Annotated in this window: 24 protein-coding genes and 2 pseudogenes; 6 read left to right on the plus strand and 20 right to left on the minus strand. The window is 64.1% G+C overall.

The genetic code is table 11. The features are described from left to right. Window positions 1–33: 33 nt before the first annotated feature. Window positions 34–1,464 carry a serine hydrolase domain-containing protein gene (locus tag E7V67_017530; GenBank protein WUR11497.1) on the plus strand — a complete coding sequence of 477 codons (1,431 nt, stop codon included), beginning with the start codon at window positions 34–36 and terminating at the stop codon, window positions 1,462–1,464. A gap of 114 nt (window positions 1,465–1,578) precedes the next feature. Here the strand turns inward: E7V67_017530 and E7V67_017535 are convergent, their stop codons facing one another. Genes E7V67_017535 through apbC form a run of 3 tightly spaced genes read right to left on the minus strand, consistent with a single transcriptional unit; the run spans window position 1,579 to window position 4,190 of the window. Further along, window positions 1,579–1,983, minus strand: coding sequence for a DUF4399 domain-containing protein (locus tag E7V67_017535; GenBank protein WUR11498.1), 405 nt, complete (start codon window positions 1,981–1,983; stop codon window positions 1,579–1,581). Window positions 1,984–1,998: 15 nt separating this feature from the next. Beyond that, window positions 1,999–3,093, minus strand: a complete 1,095-nt coding sequence (locus E7V67_017540; protein WUR11499.1) for a hypothetical protein — start codon at window positions 3,091–3,093, stop codon at window positions 1,999–2,001. Between the two features lie 14 nt (window positions 3,094–3,107). Then, window positions 3,108–4,190 carry an iron-sulfur cluster carrier protein ApbC gene (apbC, locus tag E7V67_017545; protein WUR11500.1) on the minus strand — a complete coding sequence of 361 codons (1,083 nt, stop codon included), beginning with the start codon at window positions 4,188–4,190 and terminating at the stop codon, window positions 3,108–3,110. A 132-nt stretch (window positions 4,191–4,322) separates the two neighbouring features. Between apbC and metG the strand changes: the two genes are divergently transcribed. Together metG and E7V67_017555 are read left to right on the plus strand one after the other, a co-directional pair. Next, complete coding sequence (gene metG, locus E7V67_017550) at window positions 4,323–6,449, plus strand: methionine--tRNA ligase (protein WUR11501.1); 2,127 nt, start codon at window positions 4,323–4,325, stop codon at window positions 6,447–6,449. Between the two features lie 16 nt (window positions 6,450–6,465). Beyond that, on the plus strand, window positions 6,466–6,951 hold the full coding sequence (locus tag E7V67_017555) for a GNAT family N-acetyltransferase (protein WUR11502.1): 486 nt from the start codon (window positions 6,466–6,468) through the stop codon (window positions 6,949–6,951). 366 nt (window positions 6,952–7,317) lie between these two features. On the opposite strand, the gene E7V67_017560 is transcribed toward E7V67_017555, so the two are convergent. Then, the gene (locus tag E7V67_017560) at window positions 7,318–8,223 is read right to left on the minus strand and encodes a DMT family transporter (GenBank protein WUR16306.1); all 906 of its coding nucleotides are present in this window, start codon (window positions 8,221–8,223) and stop codon (window positions 7,318–7,320) included. Window positions 8,224–8,345: 122 nt separating this feature from the next. On the opposite strand from E7V67_017560, the gene E7V67_017565 reads away from it, so the two are divergent. The 3 genes and pseudogenes from E7V67_017565 (at window position 8,346) to panC (ending at window position 10,362) form a co-directional block, all read left to right on the plus strand. Continuing rightward, complete coding sequence (locus E7V67_017565; GenBank protein ID WUR11503.1) at window positions 8,346–8,558, plus strand: DUF3460 family protein; 213 nt, start codon at window positions 8,346–8,348, stop codon at window positions 8,556–8,558. A 157-nt stretch (window positions 8,559–8,715) separates the two neighbouring features. After that, window positions 8,716–9,498, plus strand: a pseudogene (locus E7V67_017570) (ScpA family protein). A 24-nt stretch (window positions 9,499–9,522) separates the two neighbouring features. Then, window positions 9,523–10,362, plus strand: coding sequence for a pantoate--beta-alanine ligase (panC, locus tag E7V67_017575; protein ID WUR11504.1), 840 nt, complete (start codon window positions 9,523–9,525; stop codon window positions 10,360–10,362). A gap of 158 nt (window positions 10,363–10,520) precedes the next feature. On the opposite strand, the gene E7V67_017580 is transcribed toward panC, so the two are convergent. The 16 genes and pseudogenes from E7V67_017580 to flhD form a co-directional block, all read right to left on the minus strand. After that, the gene (locus tag E7V67_017580) at window positions 10,521–11,729 is read right to left on the minus strand and encodes an HDOD domain-containing protein (protein WUR11505.1); all 1,209 of its coding nucleotides are present in this window, start codon (window positions 11,727–11,729) and stop codon (window positions 10,521–10,523) included. Window positions 11,730–11,774: 45 nt separating this feature from the next. Next, complete coding sequence (cheZ, locus tag E7V67_017585) at window positions 11,775–12,428, minus strand: protein phosphatase CheZ (GenBank protein WUR11506.1); 654 nt, start codon at window positions 12,426–12,428, stop codon at window positions 11,775–11,777. A gap of 4 nt (window positions 12,429–12,432) precedes the next feature. Then, window positions 12,433–12,822, minus strand: coding sequence for a chemotaxis response regulator CheY (gene cheY / locus E7V67_017590; protein ID WUR11507.1), 390 nt, complete (start codon window positions 12,820–12,822; stop codon window positions 12,433–12,435). Between the two features lie 213 nt (window positions 12,823–13,035). Continuing rightward, a complete protein-coding gene (locus E7V67_017595) occupies window positions 13,036–14,106 on the minus strand; it encodes a chemotaxis response regulator protein-glutamate methylesterase (GenBank protein WUR11508.1) in 1,071 nt (356 codons plus the stop codon). 11 nt (window positions 14,107–14,117) lie between these two features. Continuing rightward, entirely contained in the window at window positions 14,118–14,717 is a 600-nt protein-coding gene (gene cheD, locus E7V67_017600; protein ID WUR11509.1) for a chemoreceptor glutamine deamidase CheD, read from the minus strand. A gap of 9 nt (window positions 14,718–14,726) precedes the next feature. Next, window positions 14,727–15,590 carry a CheR family methyltransferase gene (locus E7V67_017605; GenBank protein ID WUR11510.1) on the minus strand — a complete coding sequence of 288 codons (864 nt, stop codon included), beginning with the start codon at window positions 15,588–15,590 and terminating at the stop codon, window positions 14,727–14,729. A 70-nt stretch (window positions 15,591–15,660) separates the two neighbouring features. Continuing rightward, window positions 15,661–17,388 carry a methyl-accepting chemotaxis protein gene (locus E7V67_017610; protein WUR11511.1) on the minus strand — a complete coding sequence of 576 codons (1,728 nt, stop codon included), beginning with the start codon at window positions 17,386–17,388 and terminating at the stop codon, window positions 15,661–15,663. 186 nt (window positions 17,389–17,574) lie between these two features. Continuing rightward, window positions 17,575–18,054: a chemotaxis protein CheW gene (locus E7V67_017615; protein WUR11512.1), complete on the minus strand. Its 480-nt coding sequence runs from the start codon at window positions 18,052–18,054 to the stop codon at window positions 17,575–17,577. A gap of 13 nt (window positions 18,055–18,067) precedes the next feature. After that, a pseudogene (gene cheA, locus E7V67_017620) lies at window positions 18,068–20,298 on the minus strand (chemotaxis protein CheA). A gap of 37 nt (window positions 20,299–20,335) precedes the next feature. After that, on the minus strand, window positions 20,336–20,701 hold the full coding sequence (locus E7V67_017625; GenBank protein ID WUR11513.1) for a response regulator: 366 nt from the start codon (window positions 20,699–20,701) through the stop codon (window positions 20,336–20,338). A gap of 70 nt (window positions 20,702–20,771) precedes the next feature. Beyond that, window positions 20,772–21,335 carry a chemotaxis protein gene (locus E7V67_017630; GenBank protein ID WUR11514.1) on the minus strand — a complete coding sequence of 188 codons (564 nt, stop codon included), beginning with the start codon at window positions 21,333–21,335 and terminating at the stop codon, window positions 20,772–20,774. Window positions 21,336–21,356: 21 nt separating this feature from the next. After that, window positions 21,357–22,295 (minus strand): flagellar motor protein MotB, encoded by a 939-nt coding sequence (gene motB, locus E7V67_017635; GenBank protein ID WUR16307.1) that lies wholly within the window; start codon window positions 22,293–22,295, stop codon window positions 21,357–21,359. A gap of 15 nt (window positions 22,296–22,310) precedes the next feature. Then, a complete protein-coding gene (gene motA, locus E7V67_017640; protein WUR11515.1) occupies window positions 22,311–23,171 on the minus strand; it encodes a flagellar motor stator protein MotA in 861 nt (286 codons plus the stop codon). A gap of 92 nt (window positions 23,172–23,263) precedes the next feature. After that, the gene (locus tag E7V67_017645; protein ID WUR11516.1) at window positions 23,264–24,022 is read right to left on the minus strand and encodes a class I SAM-dependent methyltransferase; all 759 of its coding nucleotides are present in this window, start codon (window positions 24,020–24,022) and stop codon (window positions 23,264–23,266) included. 67 nt (window positions 24,023–24,089) lie between these two features. Then, complete coding sequence (flhC, locus tag E7V67_017650; protein ID WUR11517.1) at window positions 24,090–24,629, minus strand: flagellar transcriptional regulator FlhC; 540 nt, start codon at window positions 24,627–24,629, stop codon at window positions 24,090–24,092. 42 nt (window positions 24,630–24,671) lie between these two features. Beyond that, window positions 24,672–24,989 (minus strand): flagellar transcriptional regulator FlhD, encoded by a 318-nt coding sequence (gene flhD / locus E7V67_017655; protein WUR11518.1) that lies wholly within the window; start codon window positions 24,987–24,989, stop codon window positions 24,672–24,674. Between the last annotated feature and the right edge of the window lie 506 nt (window positions 24,990–25,495).

Genomic DNA, 25,495 nt, shown 5'->3' on the forward strand with positions numbered 1-25,495 from the left:
TACTCGAATCGACAACTTTTAAGGAGCCACGCCTTGTTCCGACGCCTCGCCATCCCACTCTGCCTGCTTGCCGCGCCAGCCTTCGCCGCCGACGATCCTACCCTGGCCCAGCGTATCGCCGCCGTCGAAAACGGCCTGCTGCCCGCTGTCTCGATCGAGGGCGCGCCGCTCAAACCGCGCGCGCTGGCCGCCGAAATGGCACGCCTGCACGTGCCCGGCGTCAGCGTCGCCGTGATCCACGCGGGCGAGATCGAATGGGCGCGCGGCTATGGTGCCGTTACGCCGGGCGGCGCACCCGTCACGCCCACGACGCTGTTCCAGGCCGCATCCATCAGCAAGCCGGTGACGGCGATGGCGGCCCTGAAGATGGTGGAGCTGGGCCAACTGGCGCTGGACCGCGACGTCAACGGCTACACCACGCTGTGGAAGCTGCCGAAGGACATGGACAACTCGCCTGTCACGCTGCGCCAGCTGCTGTCGCACACGGCCGGCACCACGGTGCATGGCTTCGCCGGCTACCCTGCCGGCGCCGCCGTGCCGACCCTGGTGCAGCTGCTGAACGGCGCCAAGCCGGCGAACTCGCGCGGCGTGCACGTGTCGACACGGCCCGGCACCAAATGGCGCTACTCGGGCGGCGGCTATCAGGTGGTGCAGTATGTGATGACGGAACGCGCCAAGCGGCCCTTCCCGCAGCTGCTGCAGGAAACGGTGCTGCGGCCCCTGGGGATGACGGACAGCAGCTTCGCCCAGCCACTGCCGGCCGCGCAACTGGCACGCGCAGCGCTGCCGCACGACGCCAACGGCAAGCCGATCCCGGGCGGGCCGCACACCTACCCGGAACTGGCCGCGACGGGGCTGTGGACGACGCCTTCCGACCTGGCGAAATTCGCGATCGAGATCAAGCGTTCGGCGGCAGGCCAGTCGAACAAGGTGCTGTCGCAATCGATGACGCAGCTGATGCTGACGCCCGTCATGCAGAACTACGGCCTGGGCCTGGGCACCATGGGCGAGGGCCAGTCGCAGGACTTCGGCCATGGCGGGTCCAATGCGGGTTACCAGAGCCTGATGACGGCCTACACGGAACGGGGCGACGGTGTCGTCGTGATGACCAACGGCGACCGCGGCGGCGAGCTGGCGGACCTGATCGTGCGCGCCGTGGCCAACCAGTACGGCTGGCCGACGCATCGCGGCACCGTGCGCGCGGCGGTCGCACCATCGGCGGCCGCGCTGGCGGCGCTGCCGGGCAAGTACGCCCTGGACGGCCTGGGCGACTTCACGATCGCGCGCGCCGGCGAAGGGCTGACAGTGGCGCTGAAGGAAGGCGCGAGCGAACCGCTGTACGCGGCGGCGGACGGCAGCTGGTTCATCACGTCGCGCGAACTCGAGCTGCGTTTCGACGGCCCCAATGGTGGTGGCCGGCTGAAGGCGGGTTCGATGGACGTGCCGTTCAGCCGGGCGAAGTAGGCCAACAGCAACGGCTACGGCCGGGCTCGTGTCTCACAATGGTGACTGACCCCGGGGTGGGACACGAACCCGGCCGTAGCGCCCGCCGGACGCTTGTTTGCCCTCGTTTGCCCCTCACTTGACCGTGACGCTGATCGTCTTGCTGAGCGCCTCGCCGTAGGACTGGTGCGCGCCGTCGGCGAACTGCATCGTCAGCCTGTACTGGCCGGGCGGCAGGATGACGTGGGCCTCGGTCTGGCCTTTGCCGAAGTGCAGGTGCTTGTCGTCGAACGGGATCGGCTGGCCCTTGCCGATGCTGTCGCGATTGATCAGCAGGTGGTGATGGCCCGCGTTCGGCACCACGGCGCCGGCCGGCTGCACCTCCATGCCGACGATCGCGAACTTCACCCTGAACGGGCTGGTCACCGTGGCGCCATCCTTCGGCTCGACGAACGATACCGACGGGCCCTGGGCCATGGCAGGTCCCATCACCAATGCGGCCAGCAGCCCGGCCGCGACGCTACGCTGCAGATTGCGCATGCACGCCTCCCTGGTTCACCTGCTCAGTTTGGGGCCCGTGTACTTCATCAGGAGGCCCTTCGGCCCCACCGCCCAGCCGACCGTGGGCGACGCGAAGCCGACCGTGTTGACGGGCAGCTTGTCCAGCACCTTCCACGTGCGGCCCGCATCCAGGCTGTAGCCGGACCCGGTCAGGCCTGCCGCCACGAAGGAATCGGCGGCGCCCGGCACGGGCACCACCACCGACATGTAACCGGCCGGCAGCACCTGCGCCGGCGTCCAGGTGGCGCCGCCATCCTCGCTGCGGGCGCCGTTCAGGGTGCCCAGGTGGCGCTCGGAATAATCGCCGCCGACCGCGAGGCCGACGTCGGCATCGCGGAAGCCCACCGAGAACACGCCCTTGGCCGGCGCACCGGCCGGAATCGGCGTGACGGCCGCTTCCCAGCTGCGGCCACGGTCCGTCGAGCGGAACACGCGCGCCTGCGCCCCGCCGCCGGTGGCGAACCAGGCTTCGTTCTCGCTCGCGACAGAGAGGCAGGTGCCGCTGGCCGCGAACGCCGCCTCGTCCGGCAGCGCCTTCAGGCCGTTGGGATCGTCGGTCGGCAGCCAGGTGGCGCCGCCGTCGCTGGTCGTCAGCACCTGGTAGGCGCCATTCACCGGGTCGCCGAACACCAGGCCGTTGTCGCGGTCCCAGAACGCGATGCAGTCCCAGAAGCCGGCAGCATCCGGGTTGGTGATCTGCAGGTTCCAGGTGGCGCCGCCGTCGGTGGTGCGGTAGATGCGCGAAGAGTCGCCGGGCCCGATGCTGAGTACCGTGGCGGTATCGGCGTCGAATGCCTGGATGTCGCGCAGGTCCAGCGTTTCCGCACCCGGCACGATGAACTTCTTCCAGGTCTTGCCGTCCACGGTGCGCAACACGGTACCCTTGGCGCCGCTGGCCCACGCCACGGTGGGACTGACGACGGACAGCCCGCGCAGCTGCGACTCGGTGCCGCTGGCCTGGCGCTGCCAGGGCTTGACGGTCTTTTCGGGCTTGGTCGCGGCGGTGTCCTGCCACGCCCCCATACTGCAGAGCGGAACTGCCAGCAAGGCAGCCAACAAGGTACGTCTTTGCAATTTCAGGGCGCGCATGACACTCCTTTTGTTTAGTCGTTCTTGATCACGATCGAAGGGAATTTGCTGCTCATGTCCTTGGCCTTTTCCGCCACCTTGATCGCCACCTTGCGCGCGATTTCCTTGTACAGCGTGGCGACCTGGCCATCGGGGTCCGCCACCACGGTGGGCTTGCCGGAATCGGTCTGCTCGCGGATCGCCATCTTCAGGGGCAGCTTGCCCAGGAAGTCGACGCCGAAGTCCGCGCACATCTTCTCGCCGCCGCCGGCGCCGAAGATCTCCTCGGTATGGCCGCAGTTCGAGCAGATGTGGGTGCTCATGTTCTCCACCACGCCCAGGATCGGGATGCCGACCTTCTCGAACATCTTCAGGCCCTTGCGCGCGTCCAGCAGGGCGATGTCCTGCGGCGTCGTGACGATCACGGCGCCCGTCACGGGCACCTTCTGCGACAGGGTCAGCTGGATGTCGCCGGTACCGGGCGGCATGTCCACGACCAGGTAGTCGAGCTCGCGCCAGTTGGTCTGGTCCAGCAGCTGCTGCAGCGCCTGCGTGACCATCGGGCCGCGCCATACCATCGGTTCGTCCGGATCGATCAGGAAGCCGATCGACGAGACCTGGATGCCGTGGCCTTCCATCGGTTCCATGGTCTTGCCGTCGTTCGACATGGGCCGGCCCGACACGCCCAGCATCATCGGCTGCGACGGGCCGTAGATGTCCGCGTCCAGCACGCCGACTGTGGCGCCTTCGGCGGCCAGCGCCAGCGCCAGGTTGACGGCCGTGGTGGATTTGCCGACGCCGCCCTTGCCGGAGGCGACGGCGATGATGTTCTTCACGTTCGGCAGCGGCTTCAGGCCGCGCTGCACGGTGTGCGCGATGATCTTGCTGGTGACGTTCAGGGCGATGCCGAGGCCAAAAGGCTGCAGCGCGGCCAGCACGGCGGCGCGGATGCCCTCGACCTGGCTGCGCGCCGGGTAGCCCAGTTCGATGTCGACGGCGATGGCGCCGTTCTCCACTTTCAGGTTGCGGACCGACCGGGTCGTAACGAAGTCCTTGCCCGTGTTCGGATCGATGACCTGGGACAGGGCGGCCTTGACGTCTTCAACTGTGATGCTCATGTATTTCTCCGTTGGTGATGCCGCAGTCTAGCGCAAAATGGACAGATAGACACGGTGCGCGGCCGCACCGCTGCGCAGCGGCCCCGGGCGCTGTTAAAATGGCAGTTTTCCTTATCTTCTTCCGCGCCGACCATGACTCGCAAGCTGTTCGTCACCACCGCCCTGCCCTATGCCAACGCCGCGTTCCACATCGGCCACATGATGGAATACATCCAGGCCGACATCTGGGTCCGCTACCAGCGCATGCAGCAGGACCGCGAGGTGCACTTCGTCGGCGCCGACGACACCCACGGCACCCCGATCATGATCGCCGCCGAGAAGGAAGGCATTACGCCGCAGGAATTCGTCGCCAAGATCGCCGCCGGCCGCGCGCAATACCTGGACGGTTTTCATATCGCCTTTGACAACTGGTATTCGACCGATTCGCCGGAGAACGTCGAGCTGTCGCAGGGCATCTACCGCCGCCTGCGCGACGTCGGCCTGATCCAGACGAAAACCGTCGACCGCTTCTTCGACCCCGTCAAGGGCATGTTCCTGGCCGACCGCAACATCAAGGGCGAGTGCCCGAAATGCGGCGCCAAGGACCAGTACGGCGACAATTGCGAGGTCTGCGGCGCGGCCTACCAGCCGACCGACCTGGTCAACCCGTACTCCGTATTCACCAGCGCGACGCCGATCCTGAAGCCGTCCGAGCAGTATTTCTTCAAGCTGTCCGACCCGCGCTGCTTCGAGTTCCTGCGCGACTGGCTCAACACGCCGGGCCGCCTGCAGCCGGAAATGGTCAACAAGGTCTCGGAATGGCTGGGCGAGTCCGGCGAAAAGCTGGCCGACTGGGACATCTCGCGCGACGCGCCCTACTTCGGCATCCCGATCCCGGACGCGCCGGGCAAGTTCTTCTACGTCTGGCTGGACGCGCCGGTCGGCTACCTGGCCTCGCTGAAGAACTACTTCGGCAAGAAGGGCATCGACTTCGAGGCGTTCCTGAACGACCCGGCCGCCGAGCAGATCCACTTCATCGGCAAGGACATCGTCTCGTTCCACCTGCTGTTCTGGCCGGCGATGCTGAAGTTCGCCGACCACCCGGTGATCGACAAGCTGAAGGTCAACGTGCACGGCCACCTGACCGTCAACAATGAAAAAATGTCCAAGTCGCGCGGCACCGGCATCTCGCCGCTGCGCTACCTGAACCTGGGCATGAATCCGGAGTGGCTGCGCTACTACATCGCCTTCAAGCTGAACTCCAAGGTGGAAGACCTGGACTTCACGGGCGAGGACTTCGTCGCCCGCGTCAACTCGGACCTGATCGGCAAGTACGTCAACATCGCCAGCCGCTGCGCCGGCTTCATCGCCAAGAAGTTCGACGGCAAGCTGGCGGACGGCCTGTCGGAAACCTCGCTGGGCTGGATCCGCCGCGCGCTGACGAACGCCGAAGGCGCCGAGCGCCAGGTGACGATCGCGGACAGCTACGAGCAGCGCGAATTCGGCCGCGCGCTGCGCGAGATCATGGAAATCGCCGACGTGACGAACCAGTACGTCGACGAGAACAAGCCATGGGTGCTGGCCAAGGATGAAACGAAACTGGCCGAGCTGCATGAAGTCTGCACGACCGCCCTGATCCTGTTCCGCCAGCTGACGATCCTGCTGTCGCCCGTGCTGCCGGGTGTGGCCGCCAATGTGCGCACGTTCCTGAACGACGAGCGCCACAGCTGGGCCGACACGACCCTGGCCGCCGCCAGCACGTCGATGCTGGGCCGCACCATCGGCGCCTACAGCCACCTGATGACGCGGGTGGACGCGAAAATGATCGACGACCTGTTCGACGCGCCGAAGCCGGCAGCCGCCCCGGCACCTGCCGTGGCCGCTCCGACCGCGGCTGCCGCGGCGCCCGCGGCACCGGAAGGCATCGAGCCGCTGGCACCTGAAATCAAGATCGACGACTTCGCCAAGGTCGACCTGCGCATCGCCCGGATCGTCAACTGCGAGCACGTGGAAGGCTCGGACAAGCTGCTGCGCCTGACTCTGGACGTGGGCGAAGGCCGCCACCGCAATGTTTTCTCGGGCATCAAGTCGATGTATCAGCCGGAAGACCTGGTCGGTAAATTGACGGTGATGGTGGCGAATCTGGCGCCCCGTAAAATGAAATTCGGGATTTCCGAAGGCATGGTATTGGCCGCCTCCAGCGCGGACGAGAAAGCCAATCCGGGTATTTATATCCTGAACCCATGGCCGGGCGCGCAACCGGGCATGCGTATCCGCTGAGGATCCCGGAATACCGATGGGCAGTCCGATCGCAGTCCGCCCCGCGGACGATGAGGATGCGACCTTGATTGCCGGCCTCACGCGCAAGGCGTGGGCCGGCAAAGTCAGTGTCACCTCTTCCGGCCATCGTGAAACCGCCGTCCTGGTCGCAGAGCACCTGCGCCAGGGCGGCGGTTTTGTTTTATTGGATGGCGCCACGCCAATTGGCTCGGTACGCTGGCTGCCGCACGATACCGAACCCGGCGTGTGGGAGATATTAAGGATGGGCGTGCTGCCGGCATACCGGGGCCAAAACCTGTCCCAGCATTTGCTGGAGGCCGTGATTCACCACGGACTGGAATCGGGAATCGACGAGTTGAGGCTGGCGGTACGGCCGGACCAGCCGAAGCTGATCGACTTTTATTCCGCCTATGAATTCGAACTGGCGCCCGAGCTGGAATATTCGCATGCCAATCCGCTGGAGCCGGCGCCGCTGGTCATGCGCCGTGTGCTGCGCGACTAAAGTTGCAGAATAGCTTGGGGTCTGTCCCCGCAGGGGACTGACCCCGGTTTTATTTGTTGGCCCGTGCATATCGCCAACTGAAGGGTGAAGGCAGTGATAAAAACCGGGGTCAGTCCCAAAGGGACAGACCCCAAGCCCCGACGCGCCATGCCAACGCCCGGCTTAACCAAGCCAACCTCTGGCACAACTGCGAGAGTCAGCGCCCTGTGATCACCACCGGCTTCGGCGGCTTCGGCGGCGCCTTGTCGCAGCCGGCCAGCAGCAACGCGGCGGATGCGACGATCAGCATCAATATACGCATGAGCTATTCTCCCGACTGAATGACAATTCACGGTAGCAGAACCACGCCACCATCGGCGCACGCCTTCAGGCCGGCCGGCGCGACGACACGATGATTCCGCCGACGATCAGCAGGAACGCCAGCCCATGATAAAGATGCGGTAATTCGCCGAGAAACGCCGACGATAAAACGGCGGCAAACAGCGGCGTCAGGTTGCTGAAGAAAGCTGCGATGGCGGGGCCGGCGCGGCGTACCCCCTCACCCCAGCACCGGAATGCCACCACGGCCGGGCCGATGGCAACATAGGCCAGCACGGCAAATAAGGTCGGCGTCCAATGGACGGTCGCCTCCGATAATGCCCATTCGCCAGCGGCAAATAAACCGGACCAGACCACGCCAAATGCGACCTGGGCCAGCAGGAAACCCGCCCAATCGGCGCGCAGGCTGGCGGGTTCATGGGTACGCGTCAACAACCAGCTATACAGTGACCAGGCGATCGTCGCCAGGATCATGAATAAATCGCCGGCCACCAGGCGCAATGCCAGCAGTTGCTGCACATCGCCGCGCGCCAATACCAGCAATACCCCGGCTATCGATAATACGGCACCGGTGATTTGGCGGCGGCTGACGCGCACACCGAAAAACAGCCGGCCCGTGAGCATCATCCAGACCGGCATCCCGGCCGCCACCAAGGTCACGTTGATCGGCGTGCTGCTTTGCAGGGCCAGATATTGCAGCGCGTTATACAAACCGACGCCCAGCAATCCCAAGACGGCATAGCGGCGCCAGTGCGGCCATAATCCGCTGTCGCGCCGGAATACTGGACCGGCCAGCGGCAGCAGAATCAGCAGTGCCAGCGCCCAGCGCAACAGGTTCAGCAGAATGGGCGGTACCAGATCGTGCACGAGGCGACCGGCGATGGCGTTGCCGGCCCACAGCAGCGGGGGCAAGGTCAACAGGAAGACGGTATGGGGCGTCAGTCGGGTATTCATTGCTGTAGAGAATAACCGATTCGACAACTCGTCGCTGCGCTGCGACAGAATTCCCTGCGGCATGCCGCAGCGCGGTAGAATACGCGTTGGCTTTCACCAATGTCCTTTTTTCCAATCGAGCTATGAAATTCCTGTTCAAGCAACACCGCGGTTACGAATCCGACCACACCCAGTTCATCAAGAGCCTGAAGGAACAGAATCCGGCCATCGAGCAAGGCCAGCGCGAAGGTCGCGCCCTGCTGTGGGACAAGGCCCCGCTGTCGCTGGACGAGCGCGCCCGCCAGCGCGAATCCGCCATCAAGCAGCAAGCCTACGTCTACCAGAACAAGCTGTAAGCTGACGCGCTGACAGAGGACGGCACGCATGCTGCCCCACGACGCGGCGGACGACCCGGCGGACCAGGCGCAAGCCGCTGCCGGCATCGCCGTCGCGCCAGGCGACGTTCCGCCTCCCCCCGTTTCCGACGAGCCGGCTGGCGCCGCGGCCCAGGCCGACGGTGCCGCTTTTGCACGCCTGTACGGCGAGCCGCTGCTGCACCTGCCGACCGACCTGTACATTCCGCCCGACGCGCTGGAAATCTTCCTGGAAGCGTTCGAGGGCCCGCTCGACCTGCTGCTGTACCTGATCCGCCGGCAGAACTTCAACATCCTCGACATTCCGATGGCGCAGGTCACCCTGCAGTACCTGAAGTATGTCGACCAGATCCGGCTGTCCAATCTGGAGCTGGCGGCCGAGTACCTGCTGATGGCGGCGATGCTGATCGAGATCAAGTCGCGCATGCTGCTGCCGCAGCGCCAGCACGATATCGAAGTGGAACTGGACGATCCCCGTGCGGAACTGGTGCGCCGCCTGCTCGAATACGAGCAGATCAAGCTGGCCGCCGTCGACCTGAACGCCCTGCCCCAGCTGGACCGCGATTTCGTCCGCACCCAGATCTTCATCGAGCAAAGCCTCGTGCCGGTGTGGCCCGACGTCAGCGCGGAAGACCTGCAGGCGGCGTGGCGCGACCTGCTCAAGCGTGCCAAGCTCAAGCAGCATCACAAGATCACCCGGGAAGAGTTGTCGGTGCGCGAGCACATGACGATGATCCTGCGCCGGCTGCAGTCGCAGCGCTTCGTCGAGTTCGCCGACCTGTTCGACGTGGCCGGTGGCGTGCCCGTGCTGGTGGTGAACTTCGTCGCCATGCTGGAGCTGGCCAAGGAAACCCTGATTGAAATTACCCAGGCCGAACCGTTCGCGCCCATTTACGTGCGCCTCGCCTATTCGCCTGCCTGACCAACCGGCATCCATAATAAAGACATGAAAATCATCTCGTCCATCGAAGAGCTGCGCGACCAGTTGCGCGGCCAACTGCGTACCGCCTTCGTGCCCACCATGGGCAACCTGCACGAGGGCCACCTGTCGCTGATGCGCATCGCGCGCCGCCACGGCGACCCCGTCGTCGCGTCGATCTTCGTCAACCGCCTGCAGTTCGGCCCGAACGAAGACTTCGACAAATACCCGCGCACCTTCCAGGCGGACGTGGAAAAGCTGGAAAAGGAAGGCGTCTACGTGCTGTTCGCGCCGACCGAGAAGGACATGTATCCGGAGCCGCAGGAATACCGCGTCCAGCCGCCGGACGGCCTGGGCAACACGCTCGAGGGCGAGTTCCGCCCCGGCTTCTTCAATGGCGTGTGCACCGTCGTGACGAAGCTGTTCTCGTGCGTGCAGCCGCGCGTGGCCGTGTTCGGCAAGAAGGACTACCAGCAGCTGATGATCGTGCGCAACATGGCACGCCAGTTCGCGCTGCCGACGGAAATCATCGGCGCCGAGACCTACCGCGCCGAAGACGGCCTGGCGCTGTCGTCGCGCAATATGTACCTGTCGGAAGCCGAACGCGCCGAAGCGCCGGCGCTGTACCAGGCGCTCAACTTCGTCGCCAACGAAATGCGCGCCGGCCACCTGGACGTCTTCCAGCTGGAGCACAAGGCCATGGACGACCTCGCCAAACGAGGCTGGAAGCCCGACTACATCAGCATCCGCAAGCGCAGCGACCTGCAGCCGCCCAACGCCGGCGACCTGGCACAAGGCGCTCCGCTGGTCGTGCTGGCCGCGGCCAAGCTGGGCACGACGCGCCTGATCGACAACCTGGAGATCTGATCGCTACAGCCGGGCTCGTGTCCCACCCCGGGGTCAGTCACCGAAGTGGGACACGAGCTGATCTGTATGGGGGAAGGACTGTCCTCTGACAGTCGAGGTCGTGTCCCGTTTTGGTGACTGACCCCGCGGTGGGACACGGGCTGGGCCGTAGGCGGGGGTCAGGCCGTGACGTTCTGCGTCCACGCCAGCGCGGACAGGTGGGCCTTGTTGACGTCCGCCGGGCTGATCTTCAGCGTGGCGGCCAGCGACGACACCAAGGTCGAGTTCAGCTCGCACGCTTCCGCCAGCGCCAGGTAGGGGCCGTAGCGCCCGCCCCGCTCCAGCAGCGCCTTGACCACTTCGTCCGACAGCTGGATCGTTTCCAGCACATCCTTCATCGGCAGGCCCAGCAGACGGTCCAGCAGCGAGAACATGCCCGCGACGAAGACGTTTTCCGCCTCGGCGCGGCCCAGGGTTTCCAGGCTCAGCAGCTCGGCCAAGCGGCCGCGCACGACGGCCGTTTCCAGCAGCACGGGCGAGTAGCCGGTCGTGCTGGCCGTGGCCAGCAGCAGGGTGAGCCAGCGGTACAGGGGCTGGTAGCCCAGCAAGGTAATGGCCTGCTTCAGCGACTGGATCTCGCGCCCCGTGCCGAAGCCGGCCGAATTGATGTAGCGCAGCAGCTTGTAGGAGAGCGCGGCGTCCCGCTTCAACACGCTTTCCAGCTTCGCCACGTCCGCATTCGCGTTGACCATCTGCATCAGTTGCAGGATGACGGTCTGCGCCGGATTGAGGCCCTTGGCTTCCGAGCCGGGGCGCGGGGTCAGGTGCAGCTTGCCGACGAAGGCGTCGATGCCCAGCGCGGCGCAGGCGTCGAAATCGGCCCACGTCGTCACCGGGCGGCCCACCATCCGCACCGAGGACTGCTTCAGCGCGGCATAGGTGCGCGCCTGCGTGGCCACGTCCGTGCCGGAGAAGCGCACCTCGACATACGAGCAGATCGTCGGCAGGCGGTTGCCGGCGCGGGCGATGTCGCAGTTGCGCAGCAGGATGCCGACGTCGCCCGCGCGCAGCGCGCGCACGGCCGCCAGCGTGTCGGGATTGGTCAGCTCGCGCGTGGCAATGGACAGCACGGTGTGCTGCGGCGGCAGGTCGTACAGCGCGTCCGTCGACAGCATCGCCGGCACGGCTTCGAGAAACAGGGTCTTGTCGCGCAGCAGCCAGCCGCGCTCGGGATCGTTGACCTGGCTGGCGACGAAGCCGACCAGGTCTTCCAGGTCCGCCTGCGTCACGGCCAGGTCCGGATTGTGCTGCCACGTGAGTTCGTAGCCGACCACCCGTTGTTGCGGGTCCAGCAACGGCTCGCGCACGAGGAAATGGGTCTGGTGCATTGCGGGGTCGGTTGCGGGGGCGGCCCGGCGGGCCACCCGCCTTGGTCAGAAGCCCAGGCTGTCCAGCAGGTCGTCGACCTGCTCCTGGTCGGCCACGATGCCTTCGGCCGTCTTGTCGATCTGCGGACCGTTCAAGAGGCCCGTGTCGAGTTCCTTCTTTAGCTGTTCCGGCGCGAAATCGATCAGCGTCTGCACCAGCTGTTTTTCCAAGTTCTGGGCGATCGACGTGACACGCTTGATCACCTGGCCCGTCAGGTCCTGGAAATCCTGCGCCATCATGATGTCCATCAGGTGGCCCTTGGTGGCGGTGGTCGCTTCCGATGCGGAGCCCAGCGCGGCAATGGTGCGCTGCGCCAGTGCGCGCCAGTCGCCTTCGCCGCCCCCGCCGTCCAGCAAGGCCTGCCAGGATGCGGAGAGTTCCTTTGCATCCCTGGCGATGCCGTCCTGCAGCGGGCCGGCCTCGTCCGTGGCGTTCAGCACCTTCTGCGCCGCGTTTTCGCTCAGGCGTGCCACGTAGTCGAGGCGGTCGCGGGCATCGGGGATATCCTCCGCTGCCTTCTCGATCAGCTTGTCCAGTCCCAGGCCACGCAGGTTTTCATGCAGCGCACGGGTCATGTGACCGATGCGCGACAGGAATTCCTCGTTCGGATCCGTCATGGCGGCCGTACTGGTGACCGCTGCCGCTGCTTGCTCGCCCATGAAATCAGGCTCCGAGCTTTTCAAAGATCTTGTTCAGTTTTTCGTCCAGCGTCGCGGCCGTGAAAGGCTTGACGACGTAGCCGTTGGCGCCGGCCTGGGCCGCCGCGATGATGTTTTCCTTTTTCGCCTCGGCGGTCACCATCAGCACCGGCAGCTTGGCCAGCGCGGGATCGGCACGGATGTTCTGCAGCATGGTCAGGCCGTCCATGTTCGGCATGTTCCAGTCGGACACGACGAAGTCGAATTGTTCGGCACGCAGCTTGGCCAGCGCCATCACGCCGTCTTCCGCTTCGTCCACGTTGGCATAACCCAGTTCTTTCAACAGATTCCGGACGATGCGGCGCATCGTCGAGAAGTCGTCAACAACTAAAAATTTCATCTTTGGATCAGCCATGAATTACTCCGTTGATTCTTTATAACGCGGTTATTAAATTTAGCTCTGAACTACCAGCAAGTTGTAGGATAGCATTATCGTTACCCGTAGGGAACAGAACACCCTGTCACTGCCGGTAAAAAACCAGAATACCGTATCAAACGCGCACTGTAATTGTCTCGATCACGCGACGCTCTTCGTTCGAGCGCCGCGCTCCCCGCCGCGGCAAACCCGTTACACGCGCAGCGAGCGCATGCCGTGCTGTGCCAGGTAGCCGAGCACCATGCCCGGCAGCGCCTGCAGTGCGCCCACTTCGTGCGTGGCGCCGACGGCGATGGCCTCGCGCGGCATGCCGAACACGACGCAGCTGGCTTCATCCTGTGCAAAATTATACGCCCCGGCCGTCTTCATCTCCAGCATACCAGCAGCGCCGTCCTTGCCCATGCCCGTCAGGATCACCCCGACAGCATTCTTGCCGGCATGCTGGGCCGCCGAGCGAAACAGCACGTCCACCGACGGCCGGTGCCGATTGACGGGTTCACCCTGGTCCAGCCTGGTCATATAGTTCGCGCCCGAGCGGGTCAGCAGCAGGTGCGAATGGCCGGGCGCGATGTACGCATGACCCGGCAGCACCCGTTCGTTGCCCGCCGCTTCCTGCACCGAGATGCGGCACAGCGAGTCGAGGCGTTTCGCGAACGAGCGCGTGAAGCCTTCCGGCATGTGCTGCGTGATCAGGATGCCTGGGCAGTCGGACGGCATCTGCATCAGGAACTCGCGGATCGCTTCGGTACCACCCGTGGACGCGCCCACGATAATCAGTTTTTCGGACGACATCAGCGGATTGCGTAATTGTGGCAGGGGTACGCCGCCTTCGGCGCCCGCTTGCGGCAGCGTGCGGGCACGGATGCGCGCCTTCGACGCGGCGCGGATCTTGTCCGCGATCAGGTCGGTGTACTCGCGCATGCCGGTCTGGATCGAGATCTTCGGCTTGGTCACGAAGTCGACCGCGCCCAGCTCCAGCGCGCGCATCGTGATCTCGGAGCCGCGCTCGGTCAGCGACGACACCATCACGACGGGCATCGGCCGCAGGCGCATCAGTTTTTCCAGGAAATCCAGGCCGTCCATTTTCGGCATCTCGACGTCCAGGGTCAGCACGTCGGGATTGGTCTGCTTGATCAGCTCGCGCGCGACCAGCGGGTCGGGCGCCGTGCCGACCACCTTCATGTCGGCCTGGCTGTTGATAATTTCGGTCATGACGCTGCGAATCAGCGCGGAGTCGTCGACCACCAGTACTTTGATTGTCATCAGTGCCAGTCTCAGAACAGCTCGATTTCGCCAGCCACCGGCTGGACTTTCAGGCGGCTCGCATACTCGATCTCGCGTTTGGCCAGCGTATCGTTATGCGATTGCATCAGTTTCTTGACGAGCACCTTGCCCGTGCGCGGGAAGAAATACACCTTGCGCGGGTAGATGTCGTTCAGGTCTTCCGCGACGACGCGGATGCGTTCGTTGCGCAGGAAGGTCTGGACGAACGCGGCATTGCGTTCGCCCACGTTCATGGCCGTGAAGCCCTTCAGCACGGCGCCGCCGCCGAAGACCTTGGCCTCCAGGTTGTCGCGCCGGGCGCCGGACTTCAGCAGGCTGTTGATCAGGATCTCCATTGCGAAGGTGCCGTAGCGGGCCGACGCGGAAACGGGGCTGTTGCTGTCGGCGCCGCCGTCCGGCAGCATGAAGTGGTTCATGCCGCCCAGGCCCGACACGCGGTCGCGGATGCAGGCGGAGACGCACGAGCCGAGCACCGTCACGATCAGCATGTCCTTGCTGGTGTAGTAGTACTCGCCCGGCAGGATCTTGGCCGCCTGGGTATCGAACGTGCGGTCGTAATAGACGTTGGTGGCGAGGTGTTCGTTTTCCATGGTGTCTTCTTATGCTCGTTGCGGCATGGCCCGGACGGCGCTCGCGCCCGTATCCAGTTCATACACCGTTTTCCCGCGCAGTTTCAGCGCATCCGACACGTACAGGAAGTTTTCGGAATGGCCCGCGAACAGCAGGGCGTCCGGTTTCATCAGGGGCACGAAGCGCGACAGGATCTTGCGCTGGGTGGCCTTGTCGAAGTAGATCATCACGTTGCGGCAGAAGATCACGTCGAACGGGCCGCGGATGTCCCATTTCTCGTCCAGCAGGTTGAGCTGGCGGTAGGTGATCAGCTGGCGCAGCTCGGGGCGGGCCCGTACCAGGCCGGCCTTGTCGCCCTTCCCCTTCAGGAAGAACTTGCGCTGTTGCTCGGGCGTGAGCTTGTCGATGCGTTCGATCGGATAGACGCCGTTGGCGGCCGTGGCCAGCACATTGGTGTCGATGTCGGTGGCGATGATGTGCACCGGCGGGGTCAAGGTGCCGAACGCCTCGCACACGGTGATCGCGATCGAATAGGGTTCCTCGCCGGTGGAGCTGGCGGAACACCAGATATTGAGCTGCTCGCCGCGGTGCTTCTTCACGTGTTCGGCCAGCAGGGGGAAGTGGTGCGATTCGCGGAAGAACGACGTCAGGTTGGTCGTCAGCGCGTTGGTGAACGCTTCCCACTCGTTGCCCAGGCGGCCCGCTTCGAGGTCGTCCAGGTATTTCACGAAGGATGAGATGCCGGTGGCGCGCAGGCGCCGCGCGAGCCGGCTGTACACCATCTCCTGTTTGCTGTCGGCCAGCGCGATGCCGGCCCGTTTGTAGATCATGCCGCGTACGCGCTCGAAGTCGCGGGCATTGAAATCAAACTCCTTGACGGTGTCCTTGGACATTATCCTTATCCTTGCGTTACCGGGAGTTCAGAATACGCGGCCGCCTCCCGGAAGCGGCCGCGCCGTTACATCAGAACTCTTCCCAGTCGTCGCCGGCAGGAGCAGTCGCCTTCTTGGCCGGCGCCGGGGCGGCGGAAGCCGCGGCCTTCGGTGCCTGCGGGCGGACCGCTACCGCGCGAGCGGCTGGCTTGGCAGCCGGCTTGGCCAGCTGCGCCTTCGGCGCCACCGCGGCGCGCGCGACCGGTGCGTGTTCCGTGCCCAGCTTGAAGATGCTGACCGCTTCGGCCAGGCGCTGCGCCTGCTCCTGCATGCTCTCGGCGGCGGCGGCGGCTTCTTCCACCAGGGCGGCGTTACGCTGGGTCATTTCGTCCATCGTCGTGATGGCCTGGTTGACTTCCTCGATGCCGTTGCTCTGTTCCTGCGTGGCGGCGGTGATCTCGCCCATGATGTCGGCGACCTGCTTGATCGACGTGACGATCAGGCCCATGGTCTGGCCGGCTTCGTCCACCAGCTTGCCGCCGGCGTCGACCTTGGTCACGGAGTCGTCGATCAGCGCCTTGATTTCCTTGGCGGCGCTGGCCGAACGCTGGGCCAGGTTACGCACTTCGGAAGCCACCACCGCGAAGCCGCGGCCCTGTTCGCCGGCGCGGGCCGCTTCGACCGCCGCGTTCAGCGCCAGGATGTTGGTCTGGAACGCGATACCGTCGATGACGCCGATGATGTCGACGATCTTGCCCGACGATTCCTTGATCGAACCCATCGTGTCGACCACTTGCGACACCACGGTACCGCCTTTTTCCGCCACCGACGATGCCGTCACGGCCAGCTGGTTGGCCTGGCGCGCGTTGTCGGCATTCTGCTTGACGGTGGACGTCAGTTCTTCCATCGAGCTGGCGGTTTCCTCCAGCGAGCTGGCCTGCGCTTCGGTACGGGCCGACAGGTCGGCGTTGCCGGAAGCGATTTCCTGCGAAGCCTGGGTGATCGTCTCGGTACCGCTGCGGACCTGGCCGACGGTGCGCACCAGGCTGTCGTTCATGTCCTTCAAGGCCTGCAGCAGTTCGCTGGTCTCGTCCTTGCCTTCCACGCGCACTTGCGAGGTCAGCTCGCCGGCGGCGACACGCTGCGCCACTTCCACGGCGCCGGCCAGCGGCACGGTGATCGAACGGGTGGTGAACAGGGCGCAGACGACGCCCACGGCGACGCCGATGGCGCCCAGCACCAGGGTCAGCACCATGACGCGGTTGTCGGCCTGCAGCGAACGTTCCTGGAACGCCTGCGTGGCCTTGTGCTGCAGGTCCACCAGATGATTCAGCGCGGTCAGCGTGCGGGTGTTCAGCGGGTCGATGCGGCCGGCGATGATCTTGGTCGCGCCTTCGGCGTTGAAGGCCAGCACCTGCGCCATCGCGTCCTTGAACGCGGCGTCCACGTCCTTGTCCAGCGCGGCCAGTTCGCCCAGCACCTTCTTCTCGTCGGCATCCAGGCCGAGCGCTTCCAGCTTGCCGCGGGCGGCTTCGTAACGCTGGCGCTGCGCCTTGACCTTCTCTTCTTCCTTCTGCATCAGTTCCACGTCGGACTGCAGTCCGATGTTGCGCATCGCGATGCCCGATTCCAGCATGGCGCTTTTCATGGCGCCGGCCTGCAGGCTCTTGGCGCTGGTCAGTTCCAGGCCTTCCATCAACTGCGCCTTGTTGCGCATGTTGAGACTGTTGGACGACAGTACCAGCGCCACCAGGATCAGCAGGATGATGCCGAACCCGAAGCCTAGTCTTGTACCGATTTTGTAATTGCGAACACTCATTTGAGTCCCCTACCCTGTGATTGATGAAGCTACGGCTCGCCTTCTGCGAGGCGCATGCCCCTGTTAATACAAAAAAATTTGGTCTGCTGCACCGCGTTTTTTGGGCGGTAATCCCTGCAATGAGGCGCGTGCCCCCGGACTTGCCCGATCGGACAATTCCGGGACAGTCCCGGAGTCGTCCTCCGGTCAGGCCGCCATCTGTTCGATCAGGCCCATCTCCGGCGACGACATCAGCTTGTTGATGTCGACCAGGATCAGCATGCGTTCGTCGATCGTGCCCAGGCCGATCATGTATTCGGACGAGAACGCGGTGCCCATTTCCGGCGCCGGCTTGATCTGGTCCGGTTCCAGCGTGGTCACGTCGGACACGCTGTCCACCACCATGCCGACCACGCGGCCGTTGATGTTCAGGATGATGACGACGGTGAACTGGTCGTACACCGGCTCGCCCAGGCGGAACTTGATGCGCATGTCGACCACCGGGATGATGATGCCGCGCAGGTTGATCACGCCCTTGATGAATTCCGGCGCGTTGGCGATGCGGGTCACCGCTTCGTAGCCGCGGATCTCCTGCACTTTCAGGATGTCGATGCCGTATTCTTCCGAACCCAGTTTGAAGGCCAGGAACTCGTGGCCTGCGATGTCGGCATTGTTTGCGTCTGCCATGGTCTTTCCTTGTTTAGCTAAGCGTATTGGTAATGGGGTCGTCGGCCAGCTGGCGCGAGGACCGGATCAGCGCCGCGACGTCCAGGATCAGGGACACGCCGCCATCGCCCAGGATGGTGGCGCCGCTGATGCCTGCAACTTTTCTGTAATTCGATTCCAGGTTCTTCACGACCACCTGCTGCTGCCCCACCAGTTCGTCGACGAACAGGCAGGCCTTGCGCCCCTCGGTTTCCAGGATCACCAGGATGCCCTCGGACGGGTCGGTGTAGCGCGGCACGATGTCGAACATCTGGTACAGCGGGATCAGGGGCAGGTATTCGCCGCGTACCTTGACCACGCGGCCCTTGCCGGTGATTTCCTTGACGTCTTCCGGCGCCGGCTGCATCGATTCGATGACGAAGCCCAGCGGCAGGATGTAGACCTCCTCGCCAACCCGGATCGACATGCCGTCCAGGATCGCCAGGGTCAGCGGCAGCGAGATCGACATCGTCGTGCCGAAGCCCTTGGCCGAGCGGATGTCCACCGAGCCGCCCAGCGCCGTGATGTTGCGCTTGACCACGTCCATGCCGACGCCGCGGCCCGACACGTCCGTGACCTGCTCGGCCGTCGAGAAGCCCGGCGCGAAGATCAGCTGCCACACGTCGGCATCGGGCATGTTGTCCGATACCGGCAGGCCGTTCTGCTTGGCCTTGGCCAGGATCTTCTCGCGGTTCAGGCCCGCGCCATCGTCCGACACCTCGATGATGATGTTGCCGCCCTGGTGCGTGGCCGACAGGAACAGCCGGCCCGCATCGGTCTTGCCCGCCGCGCGGCGCGCTTCCGGCATCTCGATACCATGGTCGATGCTGTTGCGCACCAGGTGCGTCAGCGGATCGACGATGCGCTCGATCAGGCCCTTGTCCAGTTCCGTCGCGGCGCCGTTGGTGATGAAGTCGACCTTCTTGCCCAGCTTCGTGGCCAGGTCGCGCACCATGCGCGGGAAGCGCGAGAACACGAAGTCCATCGGCATCATGCGGATCGACATCACCGCTTCCTGTAGGTCGCGGGTGTTGCGGGTGAGCTGGCTGACCGAGGCCAGCAGGCGCTGGTGCACCATCGGGTCCAGCGTGTCGACGCGCTGCTCGATCATCGCCTGCGTGATCACCAGCTCGCCCACCAGGTTGATCAGCTGGTCGACCTTTTCGATCGACACGCGGATCGACGACGACTCGGCGCCGTGCGCCGGCGCTGCCGCGACCTTTTCATCCTTGCGGGCCGGCTTTTTTCTTCCTCGGCCTTCTCGGCCGGCGGCGCATCCTTGATGCCCGCGGCGGCGCGGATCTGCTCGACCGGCTGGAAGAAACCGTAGCCGCGCGCATCGTCCGCGCCGGATTGCGCCTGCGCGCGGATCTCGTCGAGCGGCTGGAAGAAGCCATAGCCCTGCCCTTCGGCGGTGGTGCCGGAGGTGCTGGCGGTCTTGCCCACTTCCGATTTCGGCAGCGGGTCGAAGAAGCCGTAGCCCAGGTCGTCCTCGACCTTGCTGCGTTCGGCCTGCTCCAGCGCCGCCTGCTCCGGCGTCAGCACGGGCAGTTCGGTCACCGTCATCTCTTCCGTGTTCAGCACGAACGAGCAGATGGCGATGATGTCGTCCAGGCTTTCGTGCGTGGTGACGACCATCGCGTTGCGCTCGTTGTCGAGCGGCGTGACGGTGACGTGCGCCAACAGGCCCAGTTCGGCGGCCAGCGCCGTGACCTCGCGGTGCGCCATCTTCGGCAGTTCGAGACGATAGCGGCGCCCGCCGCTGTGATCGACCGTCTCCTCTTCCACCGCCGCCGTCTGGAACGCCGGCGCCACGTGGGCGATCGCCGCCAGCGGCACGTCCTGCGCCAGGTGCTGCAGCATCATGCGCACGTCGCCCACGGCATCCTGGTCCACGGCCGTGCCGAGGCGGTGGCCGTCCAGCTGCATCTTGAGCGCGTCCTTGGCCGCCAGGAAGGCGTCCACGTGCTCGCCGGTGAGCGCCATCTCGCCCTTGCGGATGCGGTCCAGCAGCGTCTCGAGGATGTGCGTCACCTCCGTCATGTCGGACAGGCCGAACGTTCCCGCGCCCCCCTTGACGGAGTGCGCGGTGCGGAAGATCGCGTTCAGATCCTCCTCCGTGGGCGCGCTGACATCGACGGCGAGCAGCAGCCTTTCCATTTCAGCCAGCAGCTCCTCGGCCTCGTCGAAGAAGACCTGGAAGAACTGGCTTATGTCGATGGTCATGGCAAGACTCCGTCAAATAAGCTCGGGGAGCACATGATCAGCCGATCACCTTCTTGACGACTTCGATCAGGCGTTGCGGGTCGAACGGCTTGACCAGCCAGCCGTTGGCGCCGGCGGCGCGGCCCTTGGCCTTCATCTCGTCGGACGACTCGGTGGTCAGCATCAGGATCGGCGTCTTGGCGTAAGCCGGCAGTTCGCGCAGGTGCGCGATCAGCTGCAGGCCGTCCATCTTCGGCATGTTCTGGTCGGTCAGCACCAGGTCCACAGTCTGCAGCTTGGCCTTTTCCAGGCCATCCTGGCCGTCGACCGCTTCCACGACCTGGTAGCCGGCGGCCTTCAGGCTGAACGCCACCATCTGGCGCAGGGAGCTGGAATCGTCAACTGCAAGAATCGTTTTAGCCATTTTTTTTATCTCACTTAAAAGAGTTCGGGCACTCGTGGCCCACTGTGTTTGGTTGATTACGTGGCGGAGCTCAGAACCTGTCTCTTATACACAGCTCGATATCGCCGCTTTCCAGGTGCTTCTGGCTGACCGCCTTGCGCAGCACGCTGCGCAGCTCCAGGCTCTGGATCGCCAGCGCCATGCTGACCTTGCCGAGCAGGTCGACGATCGCGTCGTTGTCGCTTTCCGGGTCCATCTCGGCGCCATAGGTGCCGAGCGTGGCAAGGAATTCGCGCAGGCCCGTCACGCGCTTCAGGGTACGGTCGATCAGCTGGCTCGTCATGTCCTGGAACTGCATGCTGGTAATGGCCGCGTTGACGTAGGTGCTGACCTGTTCGTTCATCGCTTCCAGCTTGGCCTTGTCCTCGGCCGACGGCGTGCCGCCGTCCAGCAGCAGGCGGATCGTGGTCTGCTGCGCGTTCACGGCGTCGTGGATCGCCATGAAGTTGCGCGACAGCTTTTCGATCGCTTCCTCCAGCAGCAGGTTGGTCTGCAGCAGGTCGGTCTCCACCTCGCTCAGGTGCTTCTTGCCGTGATCCGACACGCCCGACAGCATGCGCTTGACGTGGGAGCCGAGGATTTTTTTTCTGTTCATAACCATCTCGTCTTGGGTGCTTTATTTCGCCGCGGCGCCGGCCGCCTGGGCGGCCGCTGCGCGCGTCGCTTCCGTATCCGTGCCGACTTCCAGCCTGCCGGCGTCGCGCATCAGGTTCTCTTCCGTCTTCTTGTTCATCACGATGATGCTGATGCGCCGGTTGATCGGATTGAACGGATCCTTGCGGTCCAGGTGCGCGGCCGAGGCCAGCCCCACCACCCGGATGATCTTGCTGTCCTGCATGCCGCCCTGCACCAGCGCGCGGCGCGAGGCGTTGGCGCGGTCGGCGGACAGTTCCCAGTTACTGTAGCCCGTCTCGCTGAAATATGGCGTCGAATCCGTGTGGCCGGTAAGACCGATGCGGTTCGGCACGTCGTTTAGCACCGGCGCGATCTCTTCCAGGATATCGCGCGTGTATTGCTGCAGCTCGGCTTTACCGGCCGGGAACATCGGCCGGTTCTGCTCGTCCACGATCTGGATGCGCAGGCCTTCGCTGGTGAAGTCCAGCAGCAGCTGGTCCTTGAATTTCTGCAGCGCGGCCGAGCTCTCGATCTTGCTCTGGATGCGTTCCTTCAACGTCTGCAGGCGCTGCGTCTCTTCCTTTTCCAGCGCGGCCTTCATGGCCGACAGGTTGAACGACTTCTTGGCCGTGTCCGTGCCGCCCGCGTTGACCTGGCCGTCCTGCCGGGACAGGTCCTTGCCGCCGCCCTTGATGATGGACGAGCTGTCGCCGCTGCCGGAACCGCCCTGCATCGCTACCTTCAGCGGCGTCTTGAAGAATTCGGAAATACCGTTCAGGTCGCCCTTGCTGGTCGAGCCCAGCAGCCACATCAGCAGGAAGAACGCCATCATCGCCGTCACGAAGTCGGCATAGGCGATCTTCCACGCGCCGCCATGGTGGCCGCCCGCGTACTTCTTGATGCGCTTGACGATAATCGGCTTGGCGCCGTCATCCATGATGCCGCCCCTTTGCCATTACTTCGACTTGGCCTTCTTGATGTGGTCTTCCAGCTCGGCGAACGTCGGGCGCTCGGTCGAGTACAGCACCTTGCGGCCGAATTCCACGGCCAGGGCCGGCGCGTAGCCGTTCAGGCTGGCCAACAGCGTCACCTTTACGCATTGGAACATCTTGCTCGATTCTTCCAGCTTCTGTTCCAGCAGGCTCGACAGAGGGCCGACGAAACCATAGGCCAGCAGGATGCCCAGGAACGTACCGACCAGCGCGTGCGCGATCAGCATGCCCAGCTCGGAGGGCGGCAGCCCCACCGATTCCATCGTGTGCACCACGCCCATCACCGCGGCGACGATACCGAACGCAGGCAGGCCGTCGCCCAGCTTGGCGATCACATGGGCCGGCACGGCGCCTTCATGGTGGTGGGTTTCCAGTTCGTTGTCCATCAGGTTCTCGATCTGGAACGCGTCCATATTGCCCGACACCATCAGGCGCAGGTAGTCGGTCATGAATTCGACGATGTGATGGTCTTCCAGCACGGTCGGATACTTCGAGAACAGCGGGCTCTCCGCCGGCGATTCGATATCGCCCTCGATCGACATCAGGCCTTCCTTGCGAACCTTGGAGAGGATGTCGAACAGCAGCGACAGCAGCTCCATGTACAGTTCCTTGGTGTAGCGCGAGCCTTTCAGCAGCGTCGGCAAGGCGGCCAGGGTCGCCTTGATGGCCTTGCCGTTATTGCCAACGAAGAACGCGCCCAGCGCGCCGCCGCCGATCATCAGCAGTTCCAGCGGCTGGAACAGCGCGGCCAGGTGCCCGCCGGCCAGCGCGAAGCCGCCGAAAACGCAGAGCGTCGTGACAACGTAACCGATAATGACTAACACGCATCACCCTTCAACAAAAAATGCCGTACCGAAATAAATTCCACAAGGAACTACAATAGCGTGAGATCGCCTGCCGGGCAAGTGAAACAGGCCTAAAAACGCCATACATACAGAGGAGGCGCGCCCTCTGTGGTGAATATGGTCTTGTCGGGAATATAAGGCGGTATGGCGAACTCATAACTTACTAACAGACTGCCAACTTTCATTTCACGGCGAGCCTTTGTATATAAGGCATTCATTACCGCTGGTGACAGGTAGGCGAATACCACGTCATAGTCGCCGAAGTGGAGCTTTTCATAATCGCCCCGGATAAAGCACGCGCGCGATCCGGTGAATCGGGCGCGCAGGAACGAATATAACCAGGGCAGCGGCGCCAGTTCGATGCCGGTGCACGCGATATCGGGCCGCAGCCGGGCCAGGTGCAAGGTCATGCCGCCCAGGCCGCTGCCGACGTCGATGACGCGCAGCCCCGGCTGCCGCGGCAGCTGCGCCGCCACGGCTTCCCATACGGGCTGGCTGGACGGGAAATACGGCACCTGGGTACGGAAGGTGGACCAGTACCAGCCCAGCAGCACGATGAAGACGAGCAGGTAGACGAGCGGCGGCAGGCCCAGCGCGCTGGTCACCATCAGCGCCAGCGGGAACAGCAACTGGATCAGGCGCCACCAGGGCGCCAGGCCCAGCTTCCACGTCAGCGCGCAGGCCAGCCCGCCCTGCAGCAGCACGGCCTGGAACAAGGTCAGGCCATGCCCCAGCGCCTCGGCCAGCAACGCCAGCAGCGCGCACGGCAGCAACGCCGCGACCTGGATGAGCAGCGCACGCACGGCCGGCGGGCGCAACGCGGCATGCATAAAAGACAAAAGCCGGGGCGGCGTCATCGGCCGGCCCGGCTTGCGTGATGGTATCGGGGTGCCAAGTTCAGGCGGCGGCTTCGTCTTTGGCCTTGCGGGTCTTGCCGGCGCGCGAAGGCATGTGGCACAGGCCGCACTGGTAATCGCCGTTCAGGTCCATGCCGTTGACGATGAACTTGCCCTGGCATTTGCTGCAGGACTTCAGTTCCAGCATATTGCTGGAGAAAAAGCGCACGAGGGTCCAGGCGCGCGTCAGCGACAGCAGCGGCTCTTCGCCCGGCGCGGGCGGCATTTGTTCCAGGTACAGCTTGTAGGCCTTCATGACGGCCTGGATGCCGGAAGCGCCCGCGTGCTCGACGAGGAAGTTGTGGATATTGATGAACAGCGAACTATGGATGTTCGGCTGCCACGTCAGGAACCAGTCGGTGGAAAACGGCAGCATGCCCTTCGGCGGCGACACACCCTTCAGCTCCTTGTACAGCTTCAGCAGGCGCTCGCGCGACAGCGACACTTCCGATTCCAGCAGTTGCAGGCGGGCACCCAGGTTGATCAGCTCGATGGCCAGCTGGATTTCCTGCGCTTCGCTCACGACACTTTTCTTGCTCATCATCGGCTCCCGGAGTCCAGAACGTGCGAATTACTATACCGCTTAAGCGATTTCCTCGACGCCCTGTCCGGCCATCAGGATCGCGGCGTGCGATTGCGCCAGCGAGCGCTCTTTCGTGTGGTTCGTCAGCATGCCCAGGATGGCGCTGTCGTCGAAGCGGAAGCGGGCCAGCATCATGTTGCCGCCTGCCAGCTTCAGGATCTGGGCGTTGCTCATGCCTTCGATCAGGTCGGCGATATCGGCCGAGATACCCAGACGGAAGATGGCGGTGACCTTGTCGGCGCGGATCATCTGTTGAGCCAGCATCAGGTAGCTCAGGTTGGCATCGCGGATTTCAGCCATCATGTCGTTTGCGGTCATGTGAATCTCCTCGGGTTAGTCTGTTTGAACGCGTTTGCGTTTCCGTTGAGACACATAGTGCCGCACGGCATGATGGCCGAGAAGAGGATGACTTCTGTATTTCGGGTAGGGGAACGGCAGGACGGCCCTGTCGGCGTTTGTCTGACAAACGCAGGGCGATCATAGGGCCGCGCCAGTGTTGGCGCGGCTTTGCGGGCGGTGTATCCCGACGGAAAATAGTGCCCGTCGGAACGATAAATTCTCGCGAATCCGTTGTTTCAGTGCGGCAAATTCGCCACATCTGAACAGGGTAACGACACGGCTGAGCAGAACTTTAGGGTTCTCAGCAAAAAATTTTAAGTTTTTTTCGCTGCGGTCTAAGCCCCGAACAGAAGACCCTTTCCCGCCCATCTGGAACTGGTAACGGCAGGGTCGCGGCGAACTTTAGGGTTTTTCGCAAAAATTTTTGAAAAAACTTCAAATTCTTCCGCAACCCAGCATCCATGCGGGTTTGCGGGGCACCGACA

The organism is [Empedobacter] haloabium (assembly GCA_008011715.2).
In the GTDB taxonomy this organism is placed as follows: domain Bacteria; phylum Pseudomonadota; class Gammaproteobacteria; order Burkholderiales; family Burkholderiaceae_D; genus Rugamonas; species Rugamonas haloabia.